Source organism: Novosphingobium kunmingense (assembly GCF_002813245.1).
Classification (GTDB): Bacteria; Pseudomonadota; Alphaproteobacteria; order Sphingomonadales; family Sphingomonadaceae; genus Novosphingobium; species Novosphingobium kunmingense.
Genome location: NZ_PHUF01000003.1, coordinates 108,309 through 129,021, shown reverse-complemented (window position 1 = coordinate 129,021; position 20,713 = coordinate 108,309). Strand labels below are relative to the sequence as shown.

The following is a 20,713-nucleotide window of genomic DNA, read 5'->3' as shown; positions in this document are numbered from 1 at the left end:
CCTTACCAGCCAATCGTCGCTCCGACCCGGCCAGCAGTCTTGCCATAGCTGCCGAAGCCCTTGGCAACGCCCCCGCTGACCGCGACGTTCCTGGTCACGATAGCGCCGAACTGCACCGCCACCGCCTGGGCCCCGCCATAGGTCGCGACGTTGGCGCTGAGGTTGAAGCGCATGTCGGGCAGGAACACGGCGCCGCCCATCGCCGTCGCCACGGCGGTCGAGGCATCGACCTTGCGGTCGAGCTGGTCGAGCCGCAGGGTCACCGCATCGACCCGCGCGGACAGCTCGCTGTCGGCCAGGATGCGCTGGGCGGTTTCCTTGCCGACCAGGTCTGCGGCGCTGGGCGCGGCGGCGAGGCGCTGCGATGAGCGCGCGTTGACCGCGTTGATCGCGGCCATCATCTGCCCCAGGTTAACCGCATCGGTATCGTCGACCGCTTCGGCAACGTGGACTACCCGGCGCTCCGCCCCGGTCGATCCCACCGCGACGGTCTGGGCCGCGCTGGCCACCGAACCCTGGCCAATCGCCACGCTGCCTTCGGCGCTGGCCACGGCGTGATCCCCGATCGCCACCCCGGAAAGGCTGGCGCTTGCCTCCTGGCCGATTGCGACCGCGCCCACGCCGCTGGATGCGCTGCCGTTGCCCAAGGCCACGGCGCCGCTTCCGTTGGCCGTGCTTGCCTCCCCGGCCGAAACCGCGCCCGTGCCGGTCGAGCGGGTCAGGCTGCCGACCGCCACTGCGCCATTCCCCGTCGTATGGGCGTTCCAGCCGACGGCAGTCGAAATGCCGCCTTCGGCAAGCGAATTGCCGATCGCAACCGCGCTGGCGTAGTCCGCGCGCGACGTCGATCCGATGGCGACGGATTCGGGCGCATTGGCGCGCGTTTCATAGCCGATTGCCAGCGCGCGGGACCCGAATGAGTACGACTGCGCCCCGATGGCCATTGCGTTCAACCCGTTGGCCTGCGCCATGCCGATGGCAAGCGATTGATCGCCCCCCGCTCGCGCCATGTCGCCGATGGCAACGGTTCTGATCCCATTGGCGATCGACGATTGTCCGATGGATACACTGCCATAGGACATGCCTTGCGCCGCAAGACCGATCGCGACCGAACCTGGTCCACCGGACTTCGAATAAACGCCAACGGCGACCGCGCCGCCGCTGGTCGCCTGCCCCTTGATCGCCAGGCTGTCGGTTCCCGAAGCAGTGCCCATCACCGCCAGCGACGAACTGCCCGACGCGGTGCTGGCATAGCCCAGCGCGGTCGCGTTGTAGCCCGAAGCCGCAGCGCGGTTGCCCAGCGCCGTGCCATACGCCGCCGCGGACGTTGCCGTGCCCAGGCTGGTGGAATTGGTGAACAAGGCGGTCGCGCCGGATCCCACCGCGGTCGATTGATAGCCGGTCGCCGCCGCGTTCGACCCGATGGCGGTGGCTTCCGACACGGCCTGGGCCTTGCCGCCGACCGCCGTGGAGTAATCGTTCGACGCCTGTGCGCCGATCCCAAAGGCCGACGATTCCATGCCGTTGGCGTCGCTCTCCACGCCCACTGCGGTTCCATAGGCTGCGGTCACGCTCGCGTTGGTGCCGACGGCCGTTGCGCTGCCGTTGATGCCGGTGCTGGCGTTGACCCCGCATTCCAGGGCATTGGCCCCGCCGCCAGAATTGCATTCCGGCGTGCTGTCGGCCAGCGCCGGGCTTGCCGAGAAGGCGAGCGCCAGCAGCGAGACGCAGCGCAGACGGCGCGATGAATGGTGGATCATGGGGGCTCTCCAGACGATCGCGGCGGAAATTGCCCGACGCTTCCGCCATTTAACTTGCCCCTTTCCCCCGGCGCTGCAAAGCCCTAGAACGGCCCATCCCCGGGGAGCCGCGTTGGCTGAGAGGGAGGGCTCGCATCCTCCGACCCGTCGAACCTGAACCCGTTAGCACGGGCGGAGGGAGGGCAGACCGCTCAGCCACGAGCATGTCGAGGGCCCCCGCTCCGTCCTATCGAAGGACAAGACGCGCAATGGCCGACATTCCCAGCAAGCTCGAAATCGGCGTGACCACCGGCCCGATCCGCGGCAGCCGGAAGATCCACGTCGGTCCTCTCGGCGTCGCCATGCGCGAGATTCACCTCGAACCGTCGAGCGGCGAAGCGCCGGTGCGGGTCTATGACACCAGCGGCCCCTACACTGACCCGGCCGTGCGGATCGACATCGCGCAGGGCCTGCCCGAACTGCGCCGCGACTGGATCCGCAGCCGCGGCGACGTGGAAGAAGTCACCCAGCGCGAGGTCAAGCCAGAGGACAACGGCCAGCTCGGCCCGGACCGTTCGGGCGGCGTCCCCGCCTTCCCCAACGTGCGCCGCACCGTTCTGCGCGCCAAGGCCGGCCAGAACGTCAGCCAGATGCACTACGCCCGCCGCGGCATCGTGACGCCGGAAATGGAATATGTCGCGGTGCGCGAAAACCTCGGCCGCGAAATGCTCAAGGAATATGCCCGCGACGGGCAGGACTGGGGCGCCGCCATCCCCGATTACGTCACCGGCGAATGGGTGCGCGAGGAAGTCGCCCGCGGCCGCGCGATCATTCCTTCGAACATCAACCACCCGGAAAGCGAGCCGATGGCGATCGGCCGCAACTTCCTCGTCAAGATCAACGCCAACATCGGCAATTCCGCCGTCGCCAGCGACGTGGCGAGCGAGGTCGACAAGATGGTCTGGTCGATCCGCTGGGGCGCCGACACCGTCATGGACCTCAGCACCGGCCGCAACATCCACGACACCCGCGAATGGATCCTGCGCAACAGCCCCGTGCCGATCGGCACCGTGCCGATCTACCAGGCGCTGGAAAAGGTCGGCGGGATTGCCGAGGACCTGACCTGGGAGGTGTTCCGCGATACGCTGATCGAACAGGCCGAACAGGGCGTCGATTACTTCACCATCCACGCCGGGGTGCGCCTGCCCTATATCCCGATGACCGCCAGGCGCGTCACCGGCATCGTCAGCCGCGGCGGCTCGATCATGGCCAAGTGGTGCCTGGCGCATCACAAGGAATCGTTCCTCTACGAGCGCTTCGACGAGATCACCGAGATCATGAAGGCCTATGACATCGCCTACTCGCTGGGCGACGGCCTGCGCCCCGGATCGATCGCGGATGCCAACGACGAAGCCCAGTTTGCCGAGCTTTACACCCTGGGCGAACTGACCAAGCGCGCCTGGGCGCAGGACGTGCAGGTGATGATCGAAGGCCCCGGCCACGTGCCGATGCACAAGATCAAGGAGAACATGGACAAGCAGCTCGCCGCCTGCGGCGAAGCGCCGTTCTACACGCTCGGCCCGCTCGTCACCGATATCGCCCCGGGCTACGACCACATCACCAGCGGTATCGGCGCGGCGATGATCGGTTGGTACGGCACGGCGATGCTCTGCTACGTCACGCCCAAGGAGCACCTCGGCCTGCCCGACCGTGACGACGTGAAGGTCGGCGTGGTCACCTACAAGCTTGCCGCCCACGCCGCCGACCTGGCCAAGGGCCACCCCGCCGCCAAAGTCCGCGACGACGCGCTGAGCCGCGCCCGCTTCGAATTCCGCTGGCGCGACCAGTTCAACCTGTCGCTCGACCCCGACACCGCCGAGCAATACCACGACCAGACCCTGCCGGCCGAAGGCGCCAAGACCGCCCACTTCTGCTCGATGTGCGGTCCCAAGTTCTGCTCGATGAAGATCACGCAGGAAGTGCGGGACTTTGCGGCGAAGCAGAACCAGCCGGTCGAGACGTTCGTGGCCGCTGAGGAAGCGGAAAAGGGCATGGAAGAAATGAGCCGCGTCTACAACGAAGGCGGGCGGGAACTATATATCGGGCAGGGCGACCGGGAGCATGACTGAATTCGACTAGCCGCGCGATATTGGATGCATCTTCCCTTGCTCCCAAAGGCACGAACTTGGATCTATCTCGCCGTGACAACAAGGATGGCTGTGCTCTTATGCTGACACCATAAGGGGTGACGAGACATGCCAACCGTATTGAGGATCGGACCCTATCGTTTCTATTTCTTCAGCAACGAAGGGGACGAACCTCCGCATGTTCACGTCGATCGGGATGCTGCGACATTGAAAGCCTGGCTCGATCCCGTCGCCCTGGCGAGCAGCCGTGGCTTTCGTCCCAAGGAAATCGGTGCCATAATTGCCGACGTGGCAGCGCACCGCGACACGCTGTTGGAGGCTTGGTATGTCCATTTTGGAGCGAATAACTGACGAACGCGTCAGCGACGTCCGCTGCACGGACGACAGCCTGTCGGTCGATCTGATGGACGGCCGCACCATCATCGTCCCGCTCGACTGGTTCCCCCGCCTCGCCGCCGCCACGCCCGCCCAGCGCGCCAACTGGCGGACCAGCGCCGGCGGTTACGGCATCCACTGGCCCGACCTGGACGAAGACCTGAGCACCGCCGGCCTCCTTCGCGGAACACCCGCACCAAAGGCCGCCTGACCCGCGCCCGCTTCGAATTCCGCCGGCGCGATCAGTTGGGCCTGTCGCTCGAACCCGACACCGCCGAACAGTACCACGACCAGACCCTCCCCGCCGAAGGCGCCAAGACCGCCCACTTCTGCTCGATGTGCGGGCCCAAGTTCTGCTCGATGAAGATCACGCAGGAAGTGCGGGATTTTGCGGCGAAGCAGAACTCGGAGAGCTACTTGGCATCAGCCGCGCCGGTGGCGGATGCGGAGGCCGGAATGGACGAGATGAGCCGCGTCTACAACGAGACTGGGCGCGAGCTATACATCGGGCAGGGCGACCGGGAGCACGATTGATTGTCGCAGCCGACTTTCGTCCAACATCATTAGAAGGAGTCAAAAATTTGCGCATTGTATCGTTGTGCTGATGCGGACTTGCCGTCATGCGTAGTTCGACTCAACTGAATGGCAGAGTTCACGGTAATCTCCGCGAGATAGGATCGCAAAAACATGGCTGAGGGGATTCTAGTGCAAGGTAAGCTGTGATACGCTCGGTTGACGATAGCCGTATCGGCTCCGACATTATCCGCGAGGAGATTCGCTATGCCAAGAGAACTGACGGAATTGCTGGAAGCAGCACGCGCCAAGCCAATGACTTCCGAGGACAAGGAGACGCAGCGTCGCAGTTTTGCGTACGGCAATGCACACATTGAAAACGCTCGCGTGACGCGTGAGATGGTGGATAATGCCGCGCAGGCGATAAAGCACTAGCGCTGGTGGAGGGCAAACGGGAAAGCGTTGGGCAAGAGCCGGATTTGCTAACTGATCCGGAAGAGATTGCACGCCAAGAGGCCGCAAACGCAGTCCGCCAATTTGACGCTGTTTTGGACGCGATTGACACGGTCGCACGAGATGGGAGGCCTTTTAAGCTCCGTCCCTCAACGATTCTGGGGTTGCATAAGCTGGCTTTGGAAGGGTTGTCGCGGTTTGCAGGAACTTGGCGCCCGGCACCTGTTCGAATTGAATTGAGCGGCCACCAACCGCCGCACGAGAGCCAAGTCCCGGCGCTCATTGAGGAAATGTGCGACTGGGTCAATGAAAACTGGGATAACGAAACACCCCTGACGCTGTGCGCTTATGTGATGTGGCGCTTGAATTGGATACATCCTTTCTTGGATGGTAACGGTCGCACCTCTCGTGCCGTGTCATATCTGGTTTTGTGCGCGAAAATTGGAGACAGGTTGCCGGGAACTGTCACTATTCCAGAGCAAATCGCTGCTGGCAGAAAACCCTATTACGCGGCGCTTGAGGCTGCGGATCGAGCGCTCGAAGCTGGCAGCGTTGATGTGTCCGAAATGGAAGGGATATTGAAGCACTACCTGGGTGTGCAGCTTGCCAGCACATTTGAAAGGGCTACCAACGCCGGCCCGGATGAAACGCAGGATCGTACCTTCCACTAAACCAAACTCGTGACATAGTTGATATAGACTGTTCGACGGTTGAGCAGCTTCGGCGAAGGAGATCTTGGCAAGGGCGAGTGCCGGTGGCCTAAGGTTGCGCAGATCGCGAGGCTCCCTCAATTTGCGCCATGGTTCAATTTAGAGCTGCGAAAAGTGGTCAGCCCCGCCCCAACCGCACCAACTCCCGGTCCAGCGCCTGCAGGAACCGCGAGCGGTCTTCCTTGCGGAACGGCGCCGGCCCACCGCCGCTGCCGCCCAGCGGGCCGTCCAATCCGGCGCGCAGGTCGGCCATGATTGCGCGGGTGGCCAGCGCGAGCGGTCTTCCTTGCGGAACGGCGCCGGCCCACCGCCGCTGCCGCCCAGCGGGCCGTCCAATCCGGCGCGCAGGTCGGCCATGATTGCGCGGGTGGCCAGCGCGAGCGGTCTTCCTTGCGGAACGGCGCCGGCCCACCGCCGCTGCCGCCCAGCGGGCCGTCCAATCCGGCGCGCAGGTCGGCCATGATTGCGCGGGTGGCCACGGCGCTGCCGATGCTGACGGCGTCGAAGGGCTTGCCGGTGTGGGCCAGCACGGTCGCCCCGGCTTTCAGCGCGCGGTCGGCGAGGAGCACGTCGCCGGTCACCACCAGCGTGCGCGGGGAGGCGTGGGCGGCGATCCAGTCGTCCGCCGCGTCGAAGGCGTCTGACACCGTCACCCGCTTCACCCGCGCGCTTACGGGCACGCGGAACATCTGGTTGGCGACCACGCGGACATGCGCGCCGTGGCGTTCGGCCACGCGGTAAATCTCCTCCTTCACCGGGCAGGCGTCGGCATCGACCAGCACGGTCACGGCATCGTCCGGCGGGGCGAGGTCAGCGGGCGGGGACAGGGCAGACATGGGTGCGACCGCGCTTAGGCCGGCACCGGCCTTTGCGCCAGCAGCTTCGGTTCGGGTCAGCGCGGGCGGCATCGCCCCGCTTTCCTACACTCCCGCTTTGTGGCCTGGTAGCGGGATGCGCTTCGCAGCCTCCTCCTATTCGGCCATCGCAAAGCGCGTATTTGGGAAGGGCGGTTTTCCTCGCATGTACCCTGTGAACTTCGGTGTGAACTTCCGGCGCGGGGTGCGGCGCTGGCCCATGTAAAAAGGGCCCGGCGGTGTGCCAGGCCCTTTATGGTTTGCGCCCCGTCCGGGTCTTGTGTCGCTGCACGGGTCAGATCACCGTGGCGGGCATCACCTGGACCAGGAAGGCGAAGCTGAACAGCGTGGCGAGTACGGCCGATGCGGCGGCGTTGAGGCGGGTGGCGGTCATGGTTTTCTCTCCTTGGTGTCGCGGGCCGGAACCGTTCCTGCCCGATGGATATGAGATACATGAGGACGCGCCGGGGGGTGGAACACTGTTCTTGCATAGGGGCTATGCAGCGATGCATAGTCCCCCGGAAGGCGAGGGAAACCGCCGATGTTCGACTGGAACGACCTCAAATACTTCCTCGCCGTGGCGCGGGACGGCAGCACGCTGGCAGCCTCGCGCAAGCTGCGGGTCAGCCAGGCGACGGTATCGCGGCGGATCGCGTTCATCGAGGAGCAGTTCGGGGTCGAGCTGTTCTCGCGCGCCGCATCGGGCCATGCCCTGACCGCGCGGGGCGAGGCGCTGGTCGCCCATGCCGAGGCGGTCGAACGCGCCGCCGGGGCCTTCGCCGAGGCGGTCCAGTCCGAGCAGCGCCGCCTGTCGGGCACGGTGCGGGTGACCACGGTGGAATCCGCCGCCAGCGCCTGGGTCATTCCGGCGATCGCGGGGCTGCACGACAACCTGCCCGGCGTGCAGGTCGAGATCATCTCCACCGACGAGAATCTCGACGTTGCGCGCGGCGAGGTCGACTTCGCGATCCGCTTCGGCCCGATGCCCGAGGGCGAGACGCTGGTGGTGCGGCGGCTCACCGAGCTGCACGAATGCGTCTATGCCGAACGCGAACTGGTCGCGCGGCTGGGCCGGCCGGAGACCCCGGAAGGGCTCGAACGCTATCCGCTGATCGTCGAAACCTCCGCTCCGTTCGACCGCTTTGCCCGCTGGCTGACCGCGGCGGCGCCCGGCGGGCGGATCGTGCAGCGCGTCACCAGCCTGTCGAGCGTGATCGCCGGCGTGCGCGCCGGGATCGGCGCGGCGCTGCTCCCCACGATCATCGGCGACAGCCTGAAGGGCGTGGTCCGCGTCATCCCGCCAATCCCCGAGCTGACCACGCCGTGCTGGATGGTGACCACCGACCAGGCCCGCCGCCAGCCGCACATCCGCGCGGTGATCGACTGCGTGACCGACTATGTCGCGCGCAGCGTCCAGCCGCTGAACGAAGGCGGCAGTGTGCCGTCCAGCCTGCCCGGGCGCACCGGCACCGGGGACTGAGGGACAAAGACAAAGGGGGGAGCGAAGGTGGGAGAGATCGTGCTGTGGGCCGCGGCGGCCTATAACCTGGTGATCGGCGGGGCGGGACTGCTCCAGAAGGAGGCTGGCCGCGACGCGCGGGTGGTCGGCCTGCTCGTCGTCTGCTTTGGCCTGGTCTATGCCCTTGTCGCGGGCGATCCAGCGCGTTTCCTGCCGATCCTGTGGGCCGGGGTGCTGGGCAAGATCGGCGTGATCGCGCTGCTCGGCCCGGCGGTGCGGCGGGGCGAATTCCCCAAGGCTGTAGGGCTGGTCCTGGCGGGTGATGCGCTGTTTACCCTCGCCTTCCTGGCCATGCTGCTGCATGGGGTGTGACCCGCCTGCGCTTGTCGCGCCTGCCCGTTCATGAGACGCTGCGCCCAGCAAGCAGGAGGACACCATGGAACCATCCATCGAGATCCGTCACTTCGACCAGCCCGACCAGCATCTCGACATGCGGCATGCCGGCGGCATCCGCGTCGTCCAGATGCGGGGCGGGGCGAGCGGCATGCTGGCCCGATTCGAACCGGGCTGGACCTGGGAGAAGGACGAGAAGCCCCTGCTGGGCAACCCGCCCTCGTGCCCCGCGCACCATATCGGCTACAGCCTCAAGGGTAGGCTTGTGGTGCGGATGATCGAAAGCGGGGTCGAAACGCGCATCGTGCCTGGCGATTTCTTCGACATCCCGCCGGGTCACGACGGCTATGTCGAAGGCGAGGAGCCGGTCGAACTGATCCTGTTCGGTCCGCCCGCGCACGCGCACTGAGCTGCCGGACAGGCCTGCCGGGGAACGCGGCCTGCGCGGGTGCGTTGTTTCTTGCATGACCGCTTTGTCCCGCGCCCTGGCGCCGCTCGCCTGCCTGGCCCTGGTTGCCGGCTGTTCGTCTCCCGAAGCGCCCGCCGCCGACCAATCGGCAAGCGGGGAAGCGTCCGACGCGGCGACGCTTGCGCCAACCGAGGCGCCGGGCGCGACGGCCAGCCCCACGGCGAGCCCGTCGCCGAAAGACATAACCCTCAAGCTCGAGGGACTCGGCGATCTCGTGATCGGCAAGAGCGTGCCCGCCACCAGCCGCTTCGCGGTGCGCGGGGCGCAGACGCCGGGATCGTCCTGCATAACCTACAGTTCGCCCGATTATCCCGGCGTCTATGCACTGGCCGAAGGCGGTACGGTGCGCCGGATCAGCGTCGGCGGGACCTCGACGGTCAAGCTGGTCGAGGGGGTCGGCATCGGCTCGAGCGAGGCCGATGTGCTCAAGTCCTTTCCGGGCTTCCGCTCCGAACCCCACAAGTACGTCGCCGCCCCTGCGAAATACCTGACCCAGCCGGGCAACGACCCGCGCCTGCGCTTCGAGATCGGCGAGAACGGCCGGGTCAGCATCATGCACGTGGGAATTCAGCCGCAGCTCACCTACGTCGAGGGCTGCGCCTGAACCACGGTCAGGCCATCTTGATCGACAGGATGGCCGCCCAGACGCCCAGGGTCAGCACGCCGCCCAGCACGGTCGAGCGGATGGCGAGGCCGAGCAGGCGGGCCTGGACGTCGATCGAATGGACGAAGGCGGAATAGAGCCGTCGGCGCGCAACCTGGTCGTCGTCCATTCCTTCGCTGTCGAATTCCTCCCCCAGGAGCATGGCACGCAGGGCAAAGCCGCAAGACAGGATGAGCGGGACGATCCCGGCCAGGCTGAGCAGGGTCAACACCGGCTGCGTCGCCGCGTCGACGCTGAGCGGCGCGCCCGGACTGGCCGAGATCGGGTGCGTGCCGATGGTGATCAGCAGCGCGTTGAAGCCCAGCATGGCGCCCAGCCGCACCGACAGGTCGAGGTCGCGGTTCTCGAGAAACTCGAGATCGGCGACGAAACCGGGATCGGGTGGATTGCCGCGCATGACCTGGAAGGCGCGCAGGCGGGATCGGAACGAGCGAAAGGCCATGGGGCTGGCCTAACCGTGGTGCGAGCCCGCTTCAAGCCGGTTGCCGCGCACCCGGCACGGCATGACGCACCTGAAAGGTCCGGTTAAGCTTCGCGGCGCAGAGCGATCGGCACACGTTTTTTCGAGGGAGCGAGGGGTCGCCCATGTTTTCGAACCAGCCACGCCGCCGACCGCGGCGCCTTGACGCCGTGGCACTCGCGGCCGGGATCGCCTTGGCGATCACCATGCCGGCAAGCGCCGCACCGCGCACCGGAAGGCCGCCGATTCCGCGTCCGTCCACGGTCGATCCGGACAAGCCGACGACCGGCAACGCCCGTGTCAGCGACGCCGACGAGGCGGCGGTCAAGCGCAAGGGCGGCAAGCTGTTCGCGGTGGTGATGGGTCCCGGCCCCTCCTGGAAGAAGGGCCAACCCCTGAAGAAAGGCGGCAACGACAGCCACTGGCGCTACTGGCAGGGTCTCCACCGCACCGGCGTGATCGAGAGCGCCGGCCCGGTCGGCAAGGACACCGGTTTCGTGCTCCTCCACGCGCGCAGCCAAAAAGAAGCCAACGCTGTTCTGGCGGCCGACCCCGCGATCCGCGCCGGTCAATACCGCGGCGTGGCGCGCCCCTACGACGAGGCCCTGGGCGACTAGCTATCGGTGGTCTGGGCGGCGCCCATGGTCAGGATCTTGGCCCCTTCGCCGGTGTCGGAAAGGTCGGCCGAGGCGGCCTGGTCTTCCGCGTCTTGAAGCGTTTCGGCCGCCTGTTCCTCGGGCTGGCTGCCGCGCGTCACCGTGACGCGGTCCAGGGGCCGCGTCGCCTCGGCATAGGCGAGCCGGTAGTCACGCTCGGCCTCGGCGGCTGCGCGAGCCTCGGCGCGGGCAAGGCGATCGGCCTCGGCATAGGCGGGGGGCAGGGTGTAGCTGTCCGGAATCGCGTTCGGATCGTAGGAGACCATGGCCAGCGACGCGCCGGTCGCATCCTCGGGCCCGCCACCGCGCGCGACGGGGCTGTAGGCCAAGCGGTATTGATCCTGGATCATCCCGCGCCAGCCTGGTTCCTGCACCGCCAGGGGCGAGCTGGGAACGGCCTGGCTGGCCACGGCACCGAGCAGGACTCCGCCGGCGACGATCGACATCAGGGTGTAGCGAGCTTCCATCGGGCGACCTTCCTTCCGGGGGTTCGCGATGAAAAACGCCGTCACCGCCAAAGCGTTCCCGGCGATGAGCCAGGCCGTTTCCGGTCAGCCGCCGAGACCGTCCCAGACGAGCTTGGCCCCGAGTGCAACCATCAGCAGGTAGATCAGCGAATAGAAGCGGGCCGGATCCATGCGGCGGATCAGCCAGACGGCGACCAGGGTGCTGACCACCGCGAAGGGCACCAGCAGGGCCGATGCGACCAGCACGTCGCGGTTGAGCACGCCCAGCGCGACGAAGCCGGGCACCTTGATCCAGTTGATCGCCGCGAATGTCACCGAACTCGTTCCGACGAAGACCTGGTGCGGCAGGCGGCGCGGCGTGACCCAGATCTGGAACGGTGGCCCGCCGGCATGGGCGATCTGGCTGGTGAAGCCGGTCGCGACGCCGAACAGCGTGCCGACCCATCCGGGCGAACCCGAAGCGGCAACACTGCGTCCGCCCCGTTCGAGCCACAGTCGGTAGAGCCCGAAGCCCAGCGTGATCGCGCCCAACGCGAGCATGACCTGCGCTTCATCGACCGCCGCGGCGAACAGCACGGCGAGCGCCACCCCAAGCGCAGCCCCGGGCAGCATCCAGGCAACGATCCACCGGTCCCAGGTCTTGCGGAACGACCAGACGCTGACCACGTCCTGGACCAGCAGGACCGGCAGCAGCAGCGCGGCCGCCACGGTCGGCGGCAGGACCAGGGCCAGTATCGGCGTTGCCAGCGCGCCCAGGCCCGAAAAGCCGCCCTTGGCCAGCCCGAGAATCAGCACCGCCAGCAGCGCGGCGACAAGCACGTTGGGATCGGCCAGGAGCGTCATCGTCTTTCGCGCAAAGCACGGCCATGCGCAGCGCGCAAGGCGCGCGATCGCCCGCCTTGCCTCGCGCCGCTGGATCGGCTCTATCGGCGGGAACAACCCTTGCCGACGAAGGACATAACCGATGCGCCCGTTCCTCCTAGCCGCCGCGTCCCTCTGCGTTGTCGCGGCGCAACCCGTCATGGCACGGACGCCCGAACAGGTAGCCGCGGCCGCGCTTGCGGCGGCGCCGGTGTTCGACGGGCACAACGACGTCCCCGAACAGTTGCGCGACCGGCGCAACAACGTGCTGGGCAGCTTCGACTTCCGCGATACGGCCAATACCGGGGACGCCGCCAAGGGCATCGGCGCGATGCAGACCGACCTCGAACGCCTGCGCGCCGGCAGGGTCGGAGCGCAGTTCTGGTCGGTCTATGTCTCGGCCAACTTGCCCGAACCGCAGGCGGTCCAGGCGACGCTCGAGCAGATCGATGTGATGAAGCGGCTGATCGCGCGCTATCCGGGCGACCTCCAACTGTGCACCGACACCCCCTGCATTGCCCAGGCGCGCAAGGCCGGGCGGATCGCCTCGCTGCTCGGCATGGAAGGCGGGCATTCGATCGGCGGTTCGCTGGCCGTGCTGCGCCAGATGCATGCGCTCGGCGCACGCTACATGACGCTGACCCACTTCAAGAACCTCGCCTGGGCGGAAAGCGCCACCGATGTGCCCATGCTACAGGGCCTGACGCCCTTCGGCAAGGACGTGGTGCGCGAGATGCAGCGCCTCGGCATGCTGGTCGACCTTGCCCACGTCAGCGAAAAGACCATGCTCGATGCGCTGGCCGTGGCGCGCGCGCCGGTGATCGTCAGCCATTCGAACGCGCGGGCTGTCAACCTCCATCCTCGCAACGTTCCCGACGCGGCGCTCGACGCGATCAAGGCCAACGGCGGGATCGTCATGGTGAACTTCTACCCTGCCTACGTGACCGAGGCGACCCGCCAGCGTGGCGCCTTGCGGTCCGGCGAGGAAGCGCGGCTGAAGGCGCTTCATGTCGGCGATCCGGCGCGCGTGGCGACGGGCTTGGCTGATTGGGACAAGGCCAACCCGGCCGTTTACGGATCGATCGCCACGGTCGCCGATCATCTCGATTACATCGCCAGGCGGATCGGGGCCGATCACGTCGGGCTGGGGGGCGATTTCGACGGGATCGAACGGGCCGTCGATGGAATGGAGGACGTCTCGTCCTATCCCGCGCTGTTCACTGAACTGGCGCGCCGTGGGTGGAGCCAGGGCGACCTCGAAAAACTGGCCAGTCGGAACATGCTGCGGGTGATGAAGGCTGCGGAAATGCACGCCGCGGCGCACCGCAGCGATCCGCCGCTGGAAAATCCGACGACCTTCTGAACGCCTTTACATTGCCTCGGTGGCCGAAGCGCTGGGCGTTGCGCGCGGATCGGGCGTGCCGTCGGTGCTGGTCAGCGCGCCGGTTACCCAGGCGATGGTCATGGCCGCAGCCGCCAGCAGCACGCTGACGATCAGGATGGTCAGGACGTGATTGCCGCGCAGGCCGCTTTTCGCTTCTTGGGCGCTGACGTGAATTTCTTCGCCTTCGCGGTGCATGGCCGGTACTCCCTTGTGTGCAGTATCGGTCATTAAACACATCGGCGCGCCGTGGGTTCCGCCGCGCAGCGGGCAGAGAAAGGCCGCCTCAGTCGCGCAGAAGGTCGTTGATCGCGGTCTTGGCGCGGGTCTGCGCGTCGACCGTCTTCACGATTACCGCGCAGTACAGCGACGGGCCGGGGCTGCCGTCGGGCAGCGGCTTGCCCGGCATCGATCCGGGCACGACGACGCTGTAGGGCGGCACGACGCCGACGTGCACTTCACCCGTGGCACGATCGACGATCTTGGTCGATGCGCCCAGATACACCCCCATCGACAGCACTGCGCCTTCGCACACGCGCACCCCTTCGACCACTTCGCTGCGCGCGCCGATGAAGCAGTTGTCCTCGATCACCACCGGCCCGGCCTGCAGAGGCTCGAGCACGCCGCCGATCCCGACTCCGCCCGACAGGTGCACGTTGGCGCCGATTTGGGCGCAGGACCCGACCGTGGCCCAGGTGTCGACCATCGTCCCTTCGCCCACGCGGGCGCCGATGTTGACGAAGCTGGGCATCAGGATCACGCCTTTGGCGATGTACGACCCGCGCCGCGCGACGGCCCCGGGCACGACGCGGAAGCCCGCGTCGCGAAAACGGTTCTCGCCCCAGCCGGCAAACTTCGACGGGACCTTGTCGTAGGCAGGCGCTCCGCCGGCGCCGTTCTCGATCACCACGTTGTCGTTGAGGCGGAAGCTGAGCAGCACGGCCTTCTTGAGCCACTGGTTGACCTTCCAGCCGCCCTTACCGTCGGGCTCGGCGACGCGGGCCGAACCGTTGTCGAGCATTTCGAGCGCGGCCTCGACCACTTCGCGAACGTCCGCGCTGGCCGGCGTAACGGCGTCGCGCGCATCCCAGGCGGCTTCGATGGCGGCGGCAAGATCGGCGGACATGAGGGCAGCTCCCGGCAGTTCGAGGTTTCCCAGCCGCCTATAGCTGCCCGCCCGCCGATGCCAAGCTACATCCCGGCGCGCTTGGCATATTCCATCGCCCGGTCGACCAGCGGCAGGACGCGGTCGGACTGCGCCTTGGCATGGGCCGAACTGGCGGTGCCGTCGATCACGCGCTTCTTGATGCCCTGGAGGATGCCGGCAAGGCGGAAGAAGTTGTAGGCGAACAACCAGTTCATGTCGGGCAGGCTGTCACGCCCGGTCGCCGCGCAGTACCGTTCGACCACCTCTTCCAGTTCGGGAATGCCCAGCGCCTTGCGATCGAGGTCGTGCACCCCCGAACGTCCGGCGTTTTCGGTGACATAGGCCATGCAGACATAGGAAAAATCGCCAAGCGGATCGCCCAGCGTCGACAGCTCCCAGTCAAGCACGGCCAGCACTTCGGGGCGGTCTTTCGCCCAGATCATGTTGTCGATGCGGTAGTCGCCGTGGACCACGCTGGTACGGGTCTGTTCGGGCAGGTTCGCGGGCAACCACTTGATGAGCTGCTCCATGCCGTCCATGTGCTCGGTCTCGGACAGCTTGTACTGCTTGGTCCAGCGGTCGATCTGGCGCCCGAAATAGTTGCCCGGCTTGCCGAAGTCGGAAAGCCCGACCGCATCGACATCGGTGTTGTGCAGCTGGGCGAGCGCATCGATCATCGCCAGGTAGGTCTGCCGGCGGTAATCCGGGGTCGAACCGGGCATCGCCCCGTCCCAGATGGTTTTCCCGTCGACCATGTCCATGACGTAGAACCACGATCCGACCACGCTGTCGTCGGTGCACAGGCCGTACTGCCTTGCCGCCGGGAAGCCAGCCTTGTTGAGCGCGTTCTGCACCTTGTATTCGCGATCGACCGCGTGGGCCGAGGGCAGGAGCGGACCGAACGGCTTCCGGCGCAGCACGTAATTGCCGCTCTTGGCCTCGACCTTGTAGGTCGGGTTCGACTGCCCGCCCTTGAATTTGGTCAGGTGAAGCGGCCCTTCGAAGCCTTCGACATTGGCCGCCATCCATTCGGTCAGGCGCGCTTCGTCGAGCTTGTCCGCGCCTTCCGGCTCCACCGTGCCGACAAAGGCTTCGTCCGCGTTGATCGTATCGCTCATGATGCTCTCGCTTACTGGTCGAACACGATGACCGAGCGCGCCGAGGCACCCGACTTCATCGTTTCAAAGCCTTCGTTGATCTTCTCGAGCGGAATGCGCTCGGCAATGATGGTGTCGAGGTCGAGCAGCCCGCGCATGTAGAAATCGACCAGGCGCGGCATGTCGACCGGGAAGTGGTTCATCCCCATGATCGCGCCCTGCAGCTTCTTGCCCGAGAGCAGGTCCATCGCCGACAGGCCGACCGAATGGGTCAACGGCATCATGCCAAGGATCGTCGCGGTGCCCCCGCGGCGCAGCGCCTTGACTGCCAGCTCGCCCGAAGCCGGGCGGCCGACCGCCTCGACCGCGTGATCGACCCCGCCCTTGGTCATCTCGACGATCTGCGCGGCGGCATCGTCCGCCAGGGCATCGACCGTATGGGTCGCACCAAGCTTCATCGCGAGATCGCGCTTTTCCGGCATGGGATCGGCGGCAATGATCTTGCCCGCGCCGGCGATCTTGGCCGCGTTGATCGCGGCAAGGCCAACCCCGCCGCAGCCGACCACCGCCACGGTCTCGCCCGGCGTCACCTTGCACGCGTTGAAGATTGTCCCCGCCCCGGTCGTCACCGCGCAGCCGATCACGGAAGCGCGATCGAGCGGCATCTCGGGATCGATGCGGGTGCAGGCGTGCTCGTGGATCAGCATCATTTCGGCAAAGGCCGACAGGTTGAGCATCTGGTTGACCGGCGTTCCGTCCGGCCGCGACAGGCGCGATTCCGCTCCTGGCGCACGGCGGGTGTCGGCGCCAAGGCACAGCGCCATGCGCCCGGTCACGCAGAATTCGCAGTGCCCGCAGAAGGCCGAAAGGCAAGTCACCACCGCATCGCCCGGCTTGACCGTGCGGACTTCGCTGCCCACCGCCTCGACGATCCCCGCCGCTTCGTGACCCGGCACGGCGGGAAGCGGGTGCGGATAGGTTCCCTCGATGAAATGCAGGTCCGAATGGCACAGCCCGCAGGCGGCAGTTCTGATCAGCACTTCGTGCGGGCCGGGCTTGCTGATCTGCAGCTGCTCGATCTCGAGCGGCAGGTTCGGTGCGACCAGGACGGCAGCTTTCATCGTCGTCTCTCCAATGGCGCCCCCTCCCGAGTCAGGGAGGGGGTTCGTATTCGACTTAGCGCGACACGCCGATGTCGCCCGAGCTGGGCGTGTGGGACGGCTGCGGCGCGTACTTGCCCATCTCGATCCGCGCGATCGAGCGGTTGTGGACCTCGTCCGGACCGTCGGCGATGCGCAGCGAACGCTGGCCCGCGTACATCTTGGCGAGGCCGAAGTCTTCGGACACGCCGCCGCCGCCGTGGGCCTGGATCGCATCGTCGATGATCTTGAGCGCCATGTTCGGCGCCTTGACCTTGATCATCGCGATTTCGGCCTGGGCGGCCTTGTTGCCGACCTTGTCCATCATGTCCGCGGCCTTGAGGCACAGCAGGCGTGAACAATCGATCTCGATCCGGGCTTCGGCGATGCGCTGTTCCCAGATCGAGTGCGAACTGATCGTCTTGCCGAAGGCGACGCGGCTCGACAGGCGCTGGACCATCCGCGACAGCGCTTCCTCGGCCACGCCGATCGTGCGCATGCAGTGGTGAATGCGGCCCGGGCCGAGGCGCCCCTGCGCGATCTCGAACCCGCGCCCTTCGCCCAGCAGCATGTTGCTGGCCGGAATCCGCACGTCGTTGAGCTGGATTTCCATGTGCCCGTGGGGTGCATCGTCATAACCGAACACGGGCAGGTGGCGGATGATCTCCACGCCCGGCGAATCGAGCTCCATCAGCACCATGGACTGCTGGGCGTGCTTCTTCGCCTCGAAATCGGTCTTGCCCATGACGATCGCGATCTTGCAGCGCGGATCGCCCGCACCGCTCGACCACCACTTGCGGCCGTTGATGACGTATTCGTCACCCTCGCGGCGGATCGAGCATTCGATGTTGGTCGCATCCGAGCTCGCCACTTGCGGCTCGGTCATGAGGAAGGCGGAGCGAATCTCGCCGTTCATCAGCGGCGCCAGCCACCGCTCCTTCTGCTCGCGCGTGCCATAGCGGTGCAGCACTTCCATGTTGCCGGTATCGGGCGCGGAGCAGTTGAACACTTCGGAAGCAAAGCCGACCCGGCCCATTTCCTCGGCGCAGAGCGCGTATTCGAGATTGGTCAGCCCGGGGCCTTCGAACTCGAAACTGTCGTCGACATGGGCGCGGCCCGATTGCGGCGGCATGAACAGGTTCCAGATGCCCTGCGCCTTGGCGCGTGCCTTTTCCTCCTCGACCACGGGCAGGACCTTCCAGCGTTCGCCTTCGGCGTCCTGCTTCTTGTAGTCGCCAACGCGCGGGCGCACGTGATTTTCGATGAACTGGCGAACGCGGTCGCGCCAGTAGACCTGCCGATCGGTCGGGTCGAAGTCCATGCGGTCATCCTTTCCTTGTACGTCTCGAGTCTCTTTGGGTTGTCCCTGCCACGCCGTCTGGCCTGCGCCAAGGACGAATTAATCGTTCGATTAAGGGTGAGCGCCCTCCGCGTCCCGATCGATCATCGCGGCGGCATCCAGCGCGGCCACCCGCGCTTCGTGATCGGCACGCGTGATGGGGAAGCGACGCAGGATCAGGGTCGAGCAGATCCCGGCAACAAAGACGATGCCGACATAGGACAGGGTCAGCCGGTCGATCACGCCGGGATCGACCTGGCCCGGCACGGCCTTGGCCGGAAGCCCCGCCAGGCTGACGATCAGGCCGGTCAGTCCGATGCCCACGGCCGTTCCGCATTTCTGCACGAACATCCAGCCCGCCGCGAAGGTGCCCTCGCTGCGCCGTCCGGTCTGCACGTAGGACGCCTCGACCACATCGGCGAGCATCGACTGGGCCGACACGAAGACCATGATCCCGGTGGTGTTCGCAAAAAGCAGGAAGGCGAAGATCAGTGCCGTAGAGGCGTTCGACCCCGCCTCGGGCCACAGGCCGAGATAGCGCAGGATGAACGGCGTCGCGCCGATCGTCATGCTGGCAAGGTTGCAATAGATCGCCGTGTCGCGCTTGCCGAGGCGCAGGTGCAGCGGCCGGACTATCAGGAACGAGGCGACGACCGTTACCAGCAGCAGCCAGGCCAGCAGCGCAAAGCCGGTCGGGCTCAGCTGCCAGACGAACAGATAGAGGTAATTGGCGATGGCCAGCGCCATCTGCGAGCTGGATATGGCGAACAGGGCCGCCGACAGCAGGATCACCGCCGCCGGATGGCGCAGCGCCTCGAGGATCTCGCCCAGCGCGTGGCCGGGCGATACCAGCGTCGGCTTGACCGCAGGCAGCTTGGCCACCCGGCTGTGCTGGCCGAGCGCGGAGACCAGCACCGCGGTCGCCATGACGATCGCACCGCACAGGCCGAAGCGCCAGTAGCCGTCAGGGTTCAACTGCCCGACCGGGTGGTCCGCGTCGGGACGCAGGAACACCGCGTTGGCAAGGAAGTAGATCGTCAGCCCGCCAAGCCAGCCGAACAGGTAGCGCAGCCGGATCAGCGAGGTCCGCTCGTCGTAGTCGCTGGTCAATTCGGCAACCAGCGATTGCGACGGCACCTCGCAGCACGAGACCAGCGTGCGCACCAGGATCGCGACGGCGACCAGGTAGACGAAGATATAGGTGTGATCGGCCGGCGGGCTCCACAGCAGCAGCCAGGCGAAGGCCAGGGGAATCGGCGCGATGTAGAGCCAGGGATGGCGCCGCCCCCAGCGGGTGTAGGTCTTGTCCGACAAGTGGCCGATCACCGGATCGATGAAGGCATCGACCAGCAGCGCCAGCATCAGCGCCAGCGAGACGAGCTTGGCGTCGAGGCCGATGACCTGGCTGTAGAAGATCAGGAGGAAGGTCGAAAAACCGTTGTCCTTGACCCCATAGGCGACCGAACCCATGCCGTTGAACAGCTTGACGCGCAGCGGCAGGGGAGCCGCCGACGAGGCCGGGCCGGGTGCCCTCACGCGGGCGTTCCGGCTGCGGCGGCCGCGTCGGCCATGGCCTGAAGCGCGCTGAACATGTCTGGCGTTTCAGGATCCCAGGCGTGGCGCGGGCCGATGGTGATGCCTCCGTCGACCACCAGCGATGCGCCGGTCATGAACCCGGCGGCGTCGCTGGCCAGGAAGGCCACCGCCTGGGCGATATCGTCGGGCATTCCGCCGCGGGCGACGGGCTGCGCGTTGCTCGACGCCTGGAGGATCATGGCCTTGGCAGTATCGACGAGGTCCGCGGGCATTTCGAGCGCGGTCGTGAAGATGTTGGTGTTGATGAAACCGGGCTGCACCGCGTTCACCCTGATGCCGTACTTGGCCAGTTCGGTGGCGGTGCACTTGGTCAGGTGCAGGACGCCGGCCTTGGCCACGGCGTAGGCGGTGGGCGAATAGCCCGGCCCGATCGCGGCGATGCTGCTGGTGTTGACGATGCTGGCGCCCTTGCGGCCCTTCATGTGCGGCACGGCATAGCGGATGCCCATCGCGACCGAGCGCAGCAGGAGATCCATCGTGCGATCCCAGCCCTCGGCCTCGATCTCGTCGATCGGGGCACGGTCACCGGCGGCACCCGCGTTGTTGAACACGACGTCAATTCCCCCGCAATCCTGCGCGGCGCGGTCCATCAGCGCCTTGATCTGGGCAACGTCGCACACGTCGCAGGCGACGGCGGTAATCCCGGGCGATTCGCCGGACAGCCTTTGCGCCCCTTCGAAATCACGGTCGGCGGCATAGACGCGAGCGCCTTCGGCCGCGAAGAGCAGCGCCGTGGCGCGCCCGATTCCCGATGCCGCGCCGGTCACGATGACGCACTTGTCCGCAAATCGCAT

22 protein-coding genes, 2 pseudogenes and 1 riboswitch are annotated in these 20,713 nt (G+C 66.6%); of the genes and pseudogenes, 12 read left to right on the top strand and 12 right to left on the bottom strand.

Annotation, left to right across the window (positions count from 1 at the left end; translation table 11 throughout):
- Window positions 1–2: 2 nt before the first annotated feature.
- Window positions 3–1,760, bottom strand: coding sequence for a YadA family autotransporter adhesin (locus B0I00_RS06740; protein ID WP_100866638.1), 1,758 nt, complete (start codon window positions 1,758–1,760; stop codon window positions 3–5).
- 90 nt (window positions 1,761–1,850) lie between these two features.
- A riboswitch (TPP riboswitch) is annotated at window positions 1,851–1,957 on the top strand.
- Window positions 1,958–2,008: 51 nt separating this feature from the next.
- Here B0I00_RS06740 and thiC point away from each other — a divergent pair.
- The 6 genes and pseudogenes from thiC (at window position 2,009) to B0I00_RS06715 (ending at window position 5,898) form a co-directional block, all read left to right on the top strand.
- On the top strand, window positions 2,009–3,868 hold the full coding sequence (thiC, locus tag B0I00_RS06735; RefSeq protein ID WP_100866637.1) for a phosphomethylpyrimidine synthase ThiC: 1,860 nt from the start codon (window positions 2,009–2,011) through the stop codon (window positions 3,866–3,868).
- Between the two features lie 126 nt (window positions 3,869–3,994).
- Window positions 3,995–4,237, top strand: coding sequence for a DUF4160 domain-containing protein (locus B0I00_RS06730; protein ID WP_100866636.1), 243 nt, complete (start codon window positions 3,995–3,997; stop codon window positions 4,235–4,237).
- A complete protein-coding gene (locus B0I00_RS06725) occupies window positions 4,212–4,472 on the top strand; it encodes a DUF2442 domain-containing protein (protein ID WP_100866635.1) in 261 nt (86 codons plus the stop codon). The genes B0I00_RS06730 and B0I00_RS06725 overlap by 26 nt, the downstream gene beginning before the upstream one ends.
- Window positions 4,469–4,795: pseudogene (locus B0I00_RS06720) on the top strand (phosphomethylpyrimidine synthase ThiC); the annotation flags it as partial. The gene B0I00_RS06725 and the pseudogene B0I00_RS06720, both read left to right, overlap by 4 nt.
- A 246-nt stretch (window positions 4,796–5,041) precedes the next feature.
- Window positions 5,042–5,209 (top strand): hypothetical protein, encoded by a 168-nt coding sequence (locus tag B0I00_RS17160; RefSeq protein ID WP_198519164.1) that lies wholly within the window; start codon window positions 5,042–5,044, stop codon window positions 5,207–5,209.
- Window positions 5,210–5,214: 5 nt separating this feature from the next.
- Window positions 5,215–5,898: a Fic family protein gene (locus tag B0I00_RS06715; protein ID WP_198519163.1), complete on the top strand. Its 684-nt coding sequence runs from the start codon at window positions 5,215–5,217 to the stop codon at window positions 5,896–5,898.
- 410 nt (window positions 5,899–6,308) lie between these two features.
- On the opposite strand, the pseudogene B0I00_RS06705 reads toward B0I00_RS06715, so the two are convergent.
- A pseudogene (locus B0I00_RS06705) lies at window positions 6,309–6,773 on the bottom strand (YaiI/YqxD family protein); the annotation flags it as partial.
- Window positions 6,774–7,332: 559 nt separating this feature from the next.
- On the opposite strand from B0I00_RS06705, the gene B0I00_RS06700 reads away from it, so the two are divergent.
- The 4 genes from B0I00_RS06700 (at window position 7,333) to B0I00_RS06685 (ending at window position 9,716) form a co-directional block, all read left to right on the top strand.
- Window positions 7,333–8,271 carry a LysR family transcriptional regulator gene (locus tag B0I00_RS06700; protein WP_100866633.1) on the top strand — a complete coding sequence of 313 codons (939 nt, stop codon included), beginning with the start codon at window positions 7,333–7,335 and terminating at the stop codon, window positions 8,269–8,271.
- 27 nt (window positions 8,272–8,298) lie between these two features.
- Window positions 8,299–8,622, top strand: a complete 324-nt coding sequence (locus B0I00_RS06695) for a hypothetical protein (protein ID WP_100866632.1) — start codon at window positions 8,299–8,301, stop codon at window positions 8,620–8,622.
- Between the two features lie 64 nt (window positions 8,623–8,686).
- On the top strand, window positions 8,687–9,052 hold the full coding sequence (locus B0I00_RS06690; protein WP_100866631.1) for a cupin domain-containing protein: 366 nt from the start codon (window positions 8,687–8,689) through the stop codon (window positions 9,050–9,052).
- 55 nt (window positions 9,053–9,107) lie between these two features.
- Window positions 9,108–9,716 carry a hypothetical protein gene (locus B0I00_RS06685; protein ID WP_100866630.1) on the top strand — a complete coding sequence of 203 codons (609 nt, stop codon included), beginning with the start codon at window positions 9,108–9,110 and terminating at the stop codon, window positions 9,714–9,716.
- A gap of 7 nt (window positions 9,717–9,723) precedes the next feature.
- Here the strand turns inward: B0I00_RS06685 and B0I00_RS06680 are convergent, their stop codons facing one another.
- Entirely contained in the window at window positions 9,724–10,218 is a 495-nt protein-coding gene (locus B0I00_RS06680) for a hypothetical protein (RefSeq protein WP_100866629.1), read from the bottom strand.
- 188 nt (window positions 10,219–10,406) lie between these two features.
- On the opposite strand from B0I00_RS06680, the gene B0I00_RS06675 reads away from it, so the two are divergent.
- On the top strand, window positions 10,407–10,853 hold the full coding sequence (locus tag B0I00_RS06675; protein ID WP_198519162.1) for a YciI family protein: 447 nt from the start codon (window positions 10,407–10,409) through the stop codon (window positions 10,851–10,853).
- On the opposite strand, the gene B0I00_RS06670 is transcribed toward B0I00_RS06675, so the two are convergent.
- On the bottom strand, window positions 10,850–11,359 hold the full coding sequence (locus B0I00_RS06670) for a hypothetical protein (protein WP_100866627.1): 510 nt from the start codon (window positions 11,357–11,359) through the stop codon (window positions 10,850–10,852). The two genes, B0I00_RS06675 and B0I00_RS06670, sit on opposite strands and share 4 nt — an antisense overlap.
- 84 nt (window positions 11,360–11,443) lie before the next feature.
- Window positions 11,444–12,202, bottom strand: a complete 759-nt coding sequence (locus tag B0I00_RS06665; protein ID WP_100866626.1) for a sulfite exporter TauE/SafE family protein — start codon at window positions 12,200–12,202, stop codon at window positions 11,444–11,446.
- A 178-nt stretch (window positions 12,203–12,380) separates the two neighbouring features.
- Between B0I00_RS06665 and B0I00_RS06660 the strand changes: the two genes are divergently transcribed.
- A complete protein-coding gene (locus tag B0I00_RS06660; RefSeq protein ID WP_232730151.1) occupies window positions 12,381–13,583 on the top strand; it encodes a dipeptidase in 1,203 nt (400 codons plus the stop codon).
- A 6-nt stretch (window positions 13,584–13,589) separates the two neighbouring features.
- On the opposite strand, the gene B0I00_RS06655 is transcribed toward B0I00_RS06660, so the two are convergent.
- The 7 genes from B0I00_RS06655 to B0I00_RS06625 all read right to left on the bottom strand — a co-directional run bounded on the left by B0I00_RS06655 (window position 13,590) and on the right by B0I00_RS06625 (window position 20,713).
- A complete protein-coding gene (locus tag B0I00_RS06655) occupies window positions 13,590–13,832 on the bottom strand; it encodes a hypothetical protein (protein ID WP_157812491.1) in 243 nt (80 codons plus the stop codon).
- 55 nt (window positions 13,833–13,887) lie between these two features.
- The gene (gene dapD, locus B0I00_RS06650; RefSeq protein ID WP_100866623.1) at window positions 13,888–14,727 is read right to left on the bottom strand and encodes a 2,3,4,5-tetrahydropyridine-2,6-dicarboxylate N-succinyltransferase; all 840 of its coding nucleotides are present in this window, start codon (window positions 14,725–14,727) and stop codon (window positions 13,888–13,890) included.
- 65 nt (window positions 14,728–14,792) lie between these two features.
- Window positions 14,793–15,866, bottom strand: coding sequence for a phosphotransferase family protein (locus B0I00_RS06645; protein ID WP_100866622.1), 1,074 nt, complete (start codon window positions 15,864–15,866; stop codon window positions 14,793–14,795).
- Window positions 15,867–15,877: 11 nt separating this feature from the next.
- The gene (locus B0I00_RS06640; protein WP_100866621.1) at window positions 15,878–16,966 is read right to left on the bottom strand and encodes a Zn-dependent alcohol dehydrogenase; all 1,089 of its coding nucleotides are present in this window, start codon (window positions 16,964–16,966) and stop codon (window positions 15,878–15,880) included.
- 55 nt (window positions 16,967–17,021) lie between these two features.
- Window positions 17,022–18,305, bottom strand: coding sequence for an acyl-CoA dehydrogenase family protein (locus B0I00_RS06635; RefSeq protein ID WP_100866620.1), 1,284 nt, complete (start codon window positions 18,303–18,305; stop codon window positions 17,022–17,024).
- 90 nt (window positions 18,306–18,395) lie between these two features.
- On the bottom strand, window positions 18,396–19,859 hold the full coding sequence (locus tag B0I00_RS06630; RefSeq protein WP_100866619.1) for an MFS transporter: 1,464 nt from the start codon (window positions 19,857–19,859) through the stop codon (window positions 18,396–18,398).
- On the bottom strand, window positions 19,856–20,713 hold the full coding sequence (locus tag B0I00_RS06625; RefSeq protein ID WP_100866618.1) for an SDR family NAD(P)-dependent oxidoreductase: 858 nt from the start codon (window positions 20,711–20,713) through the stop codon (window positions 19,856–19,858). Before B0I00_RS06625 ends, B0I00_RS06630 begins: the two co-directional genes overlap by 4 nt.

Coding starts and splice junctions, on each gene's coding strand:
- B0I00_RS06640 (WP_100866621.1), bottom strand. CDS start 16,966: ATGAAAGCTGCCGTCCTGGTCGCACCGAACCTGCCGCTCGAGATCGAG.
- B0I00_RS17160 (WP_198519164.1), top strand. CDS start 5,042: ATGCCAAGAGAACTGACGGAATTGCTGGAAGCAGCACGCGCCAAGCCA.
- B0I00_RS06700 (WP_100866633.1), top strand. CDS start 7,333: ATGTTCGACTGGAACGACCTCAAATACTTCCTCGCCGTGGCGCGGGAC.
- thiC (WP_100866637.1), top strand. CDS start 2,009: ATGGCCGACATTCCCAGCAAGCTCGAAATCGGCGTGACCACCGGCCCG.
- B0I00_RS06730 (WP_100866636.1), top strand. CDS start 3,995: ATGCCAACCGTATTGAGGATCGGACCCTATCGTTTCTATTTCTTCAGC.
- dapD (WP_100866623.1), bottom strand. CDS start 14,727: ATGTCCGCCGATCTTGCCGCCGCCATCGAAGCCGCCTGGGATGCGCGC.
- B0I00_RS06670 (WP_100866627.1), bottom strand. CDS start 11,359: ATGGAAGCTCGCTACACCCTGATGTCGATCGTCGCCGGCGGAGTCCTG.
- B0I00_RS06725 (WP_100866635.1), top strand. CDS start 4,212: ATGTCCATTTTGGAGCGAATAACTGACGAACGCGTCAGCGACGTCCGC.
- B0I00_RS06645 (WP_100866622.1), bottom strand. CDS start 15,866: ATGAGCGATACGATCAACGCGGACGAAGCCTTTGTCGGCACGGTGGAG.
- B0I00_RS06660 (WP_232730151.1), top strand. CDS start 12,381: ATGGCACGGACGCCCGAACAGGTAGCCGCGGCCGCGCTTGCGGCGGCG.
- B0I00_RS06655 (WP_157812491.1), bottom strand. CDS start 13,832: ATGACCGATACTGCACACAAGGGAGTACCGGCCATGCACCGCGAAGGC.
- B0I00_RS06680 (WP_100866629.1), bottom strand. CDS start 10,218: ATGGCCTTTCGCTCGTTCCGATCCCGCCTGCGCGCCTTCCAGGTCATG.
- B0I00_RS06685 (WP_100866630.1), top strand. CDS start 9,108: ATGACCGCTTTGTCCCGCGCCCTGGCGCCGCTCGCCTGCCTGGCCCTG.
- B0I00_RS06635 (WP_100866620.1), bottom strand. CDS start 18,305: ATGGACTTCGACCCGACCGATCGGCAGGTCTACTGGCGCGACCGCGTT.
- B0I00_RS06625 (WP_100866618.1), bottom strand. CDS start 20,713: ATGCGATTTGCGGACAAGTGCGTCATCGTGACCGGCGCGGCATCGGGA.
- B0I00_RS06740 (WP_100866638.1), bottom strand. CDS start 1,760: ATGATCCACCATTCATCGCGCCGTCTGCGCTGCGTCTCGCTGCTGGCG.
- B0I00_RS06665 (WP_100866626.1), bottom strand. CDS start 12,202: ATGACGCTCCTGGCCGATCCCAACGTGCTTGTCGCCGCGCTGCTGGCG.
- B0I00_RS06690 (WP_100866631.1), top strand. CDS start 8,687: ATGGAACCATCCATCGAGATCCGTCACTTCGACCAGCCCGACCAGCAT.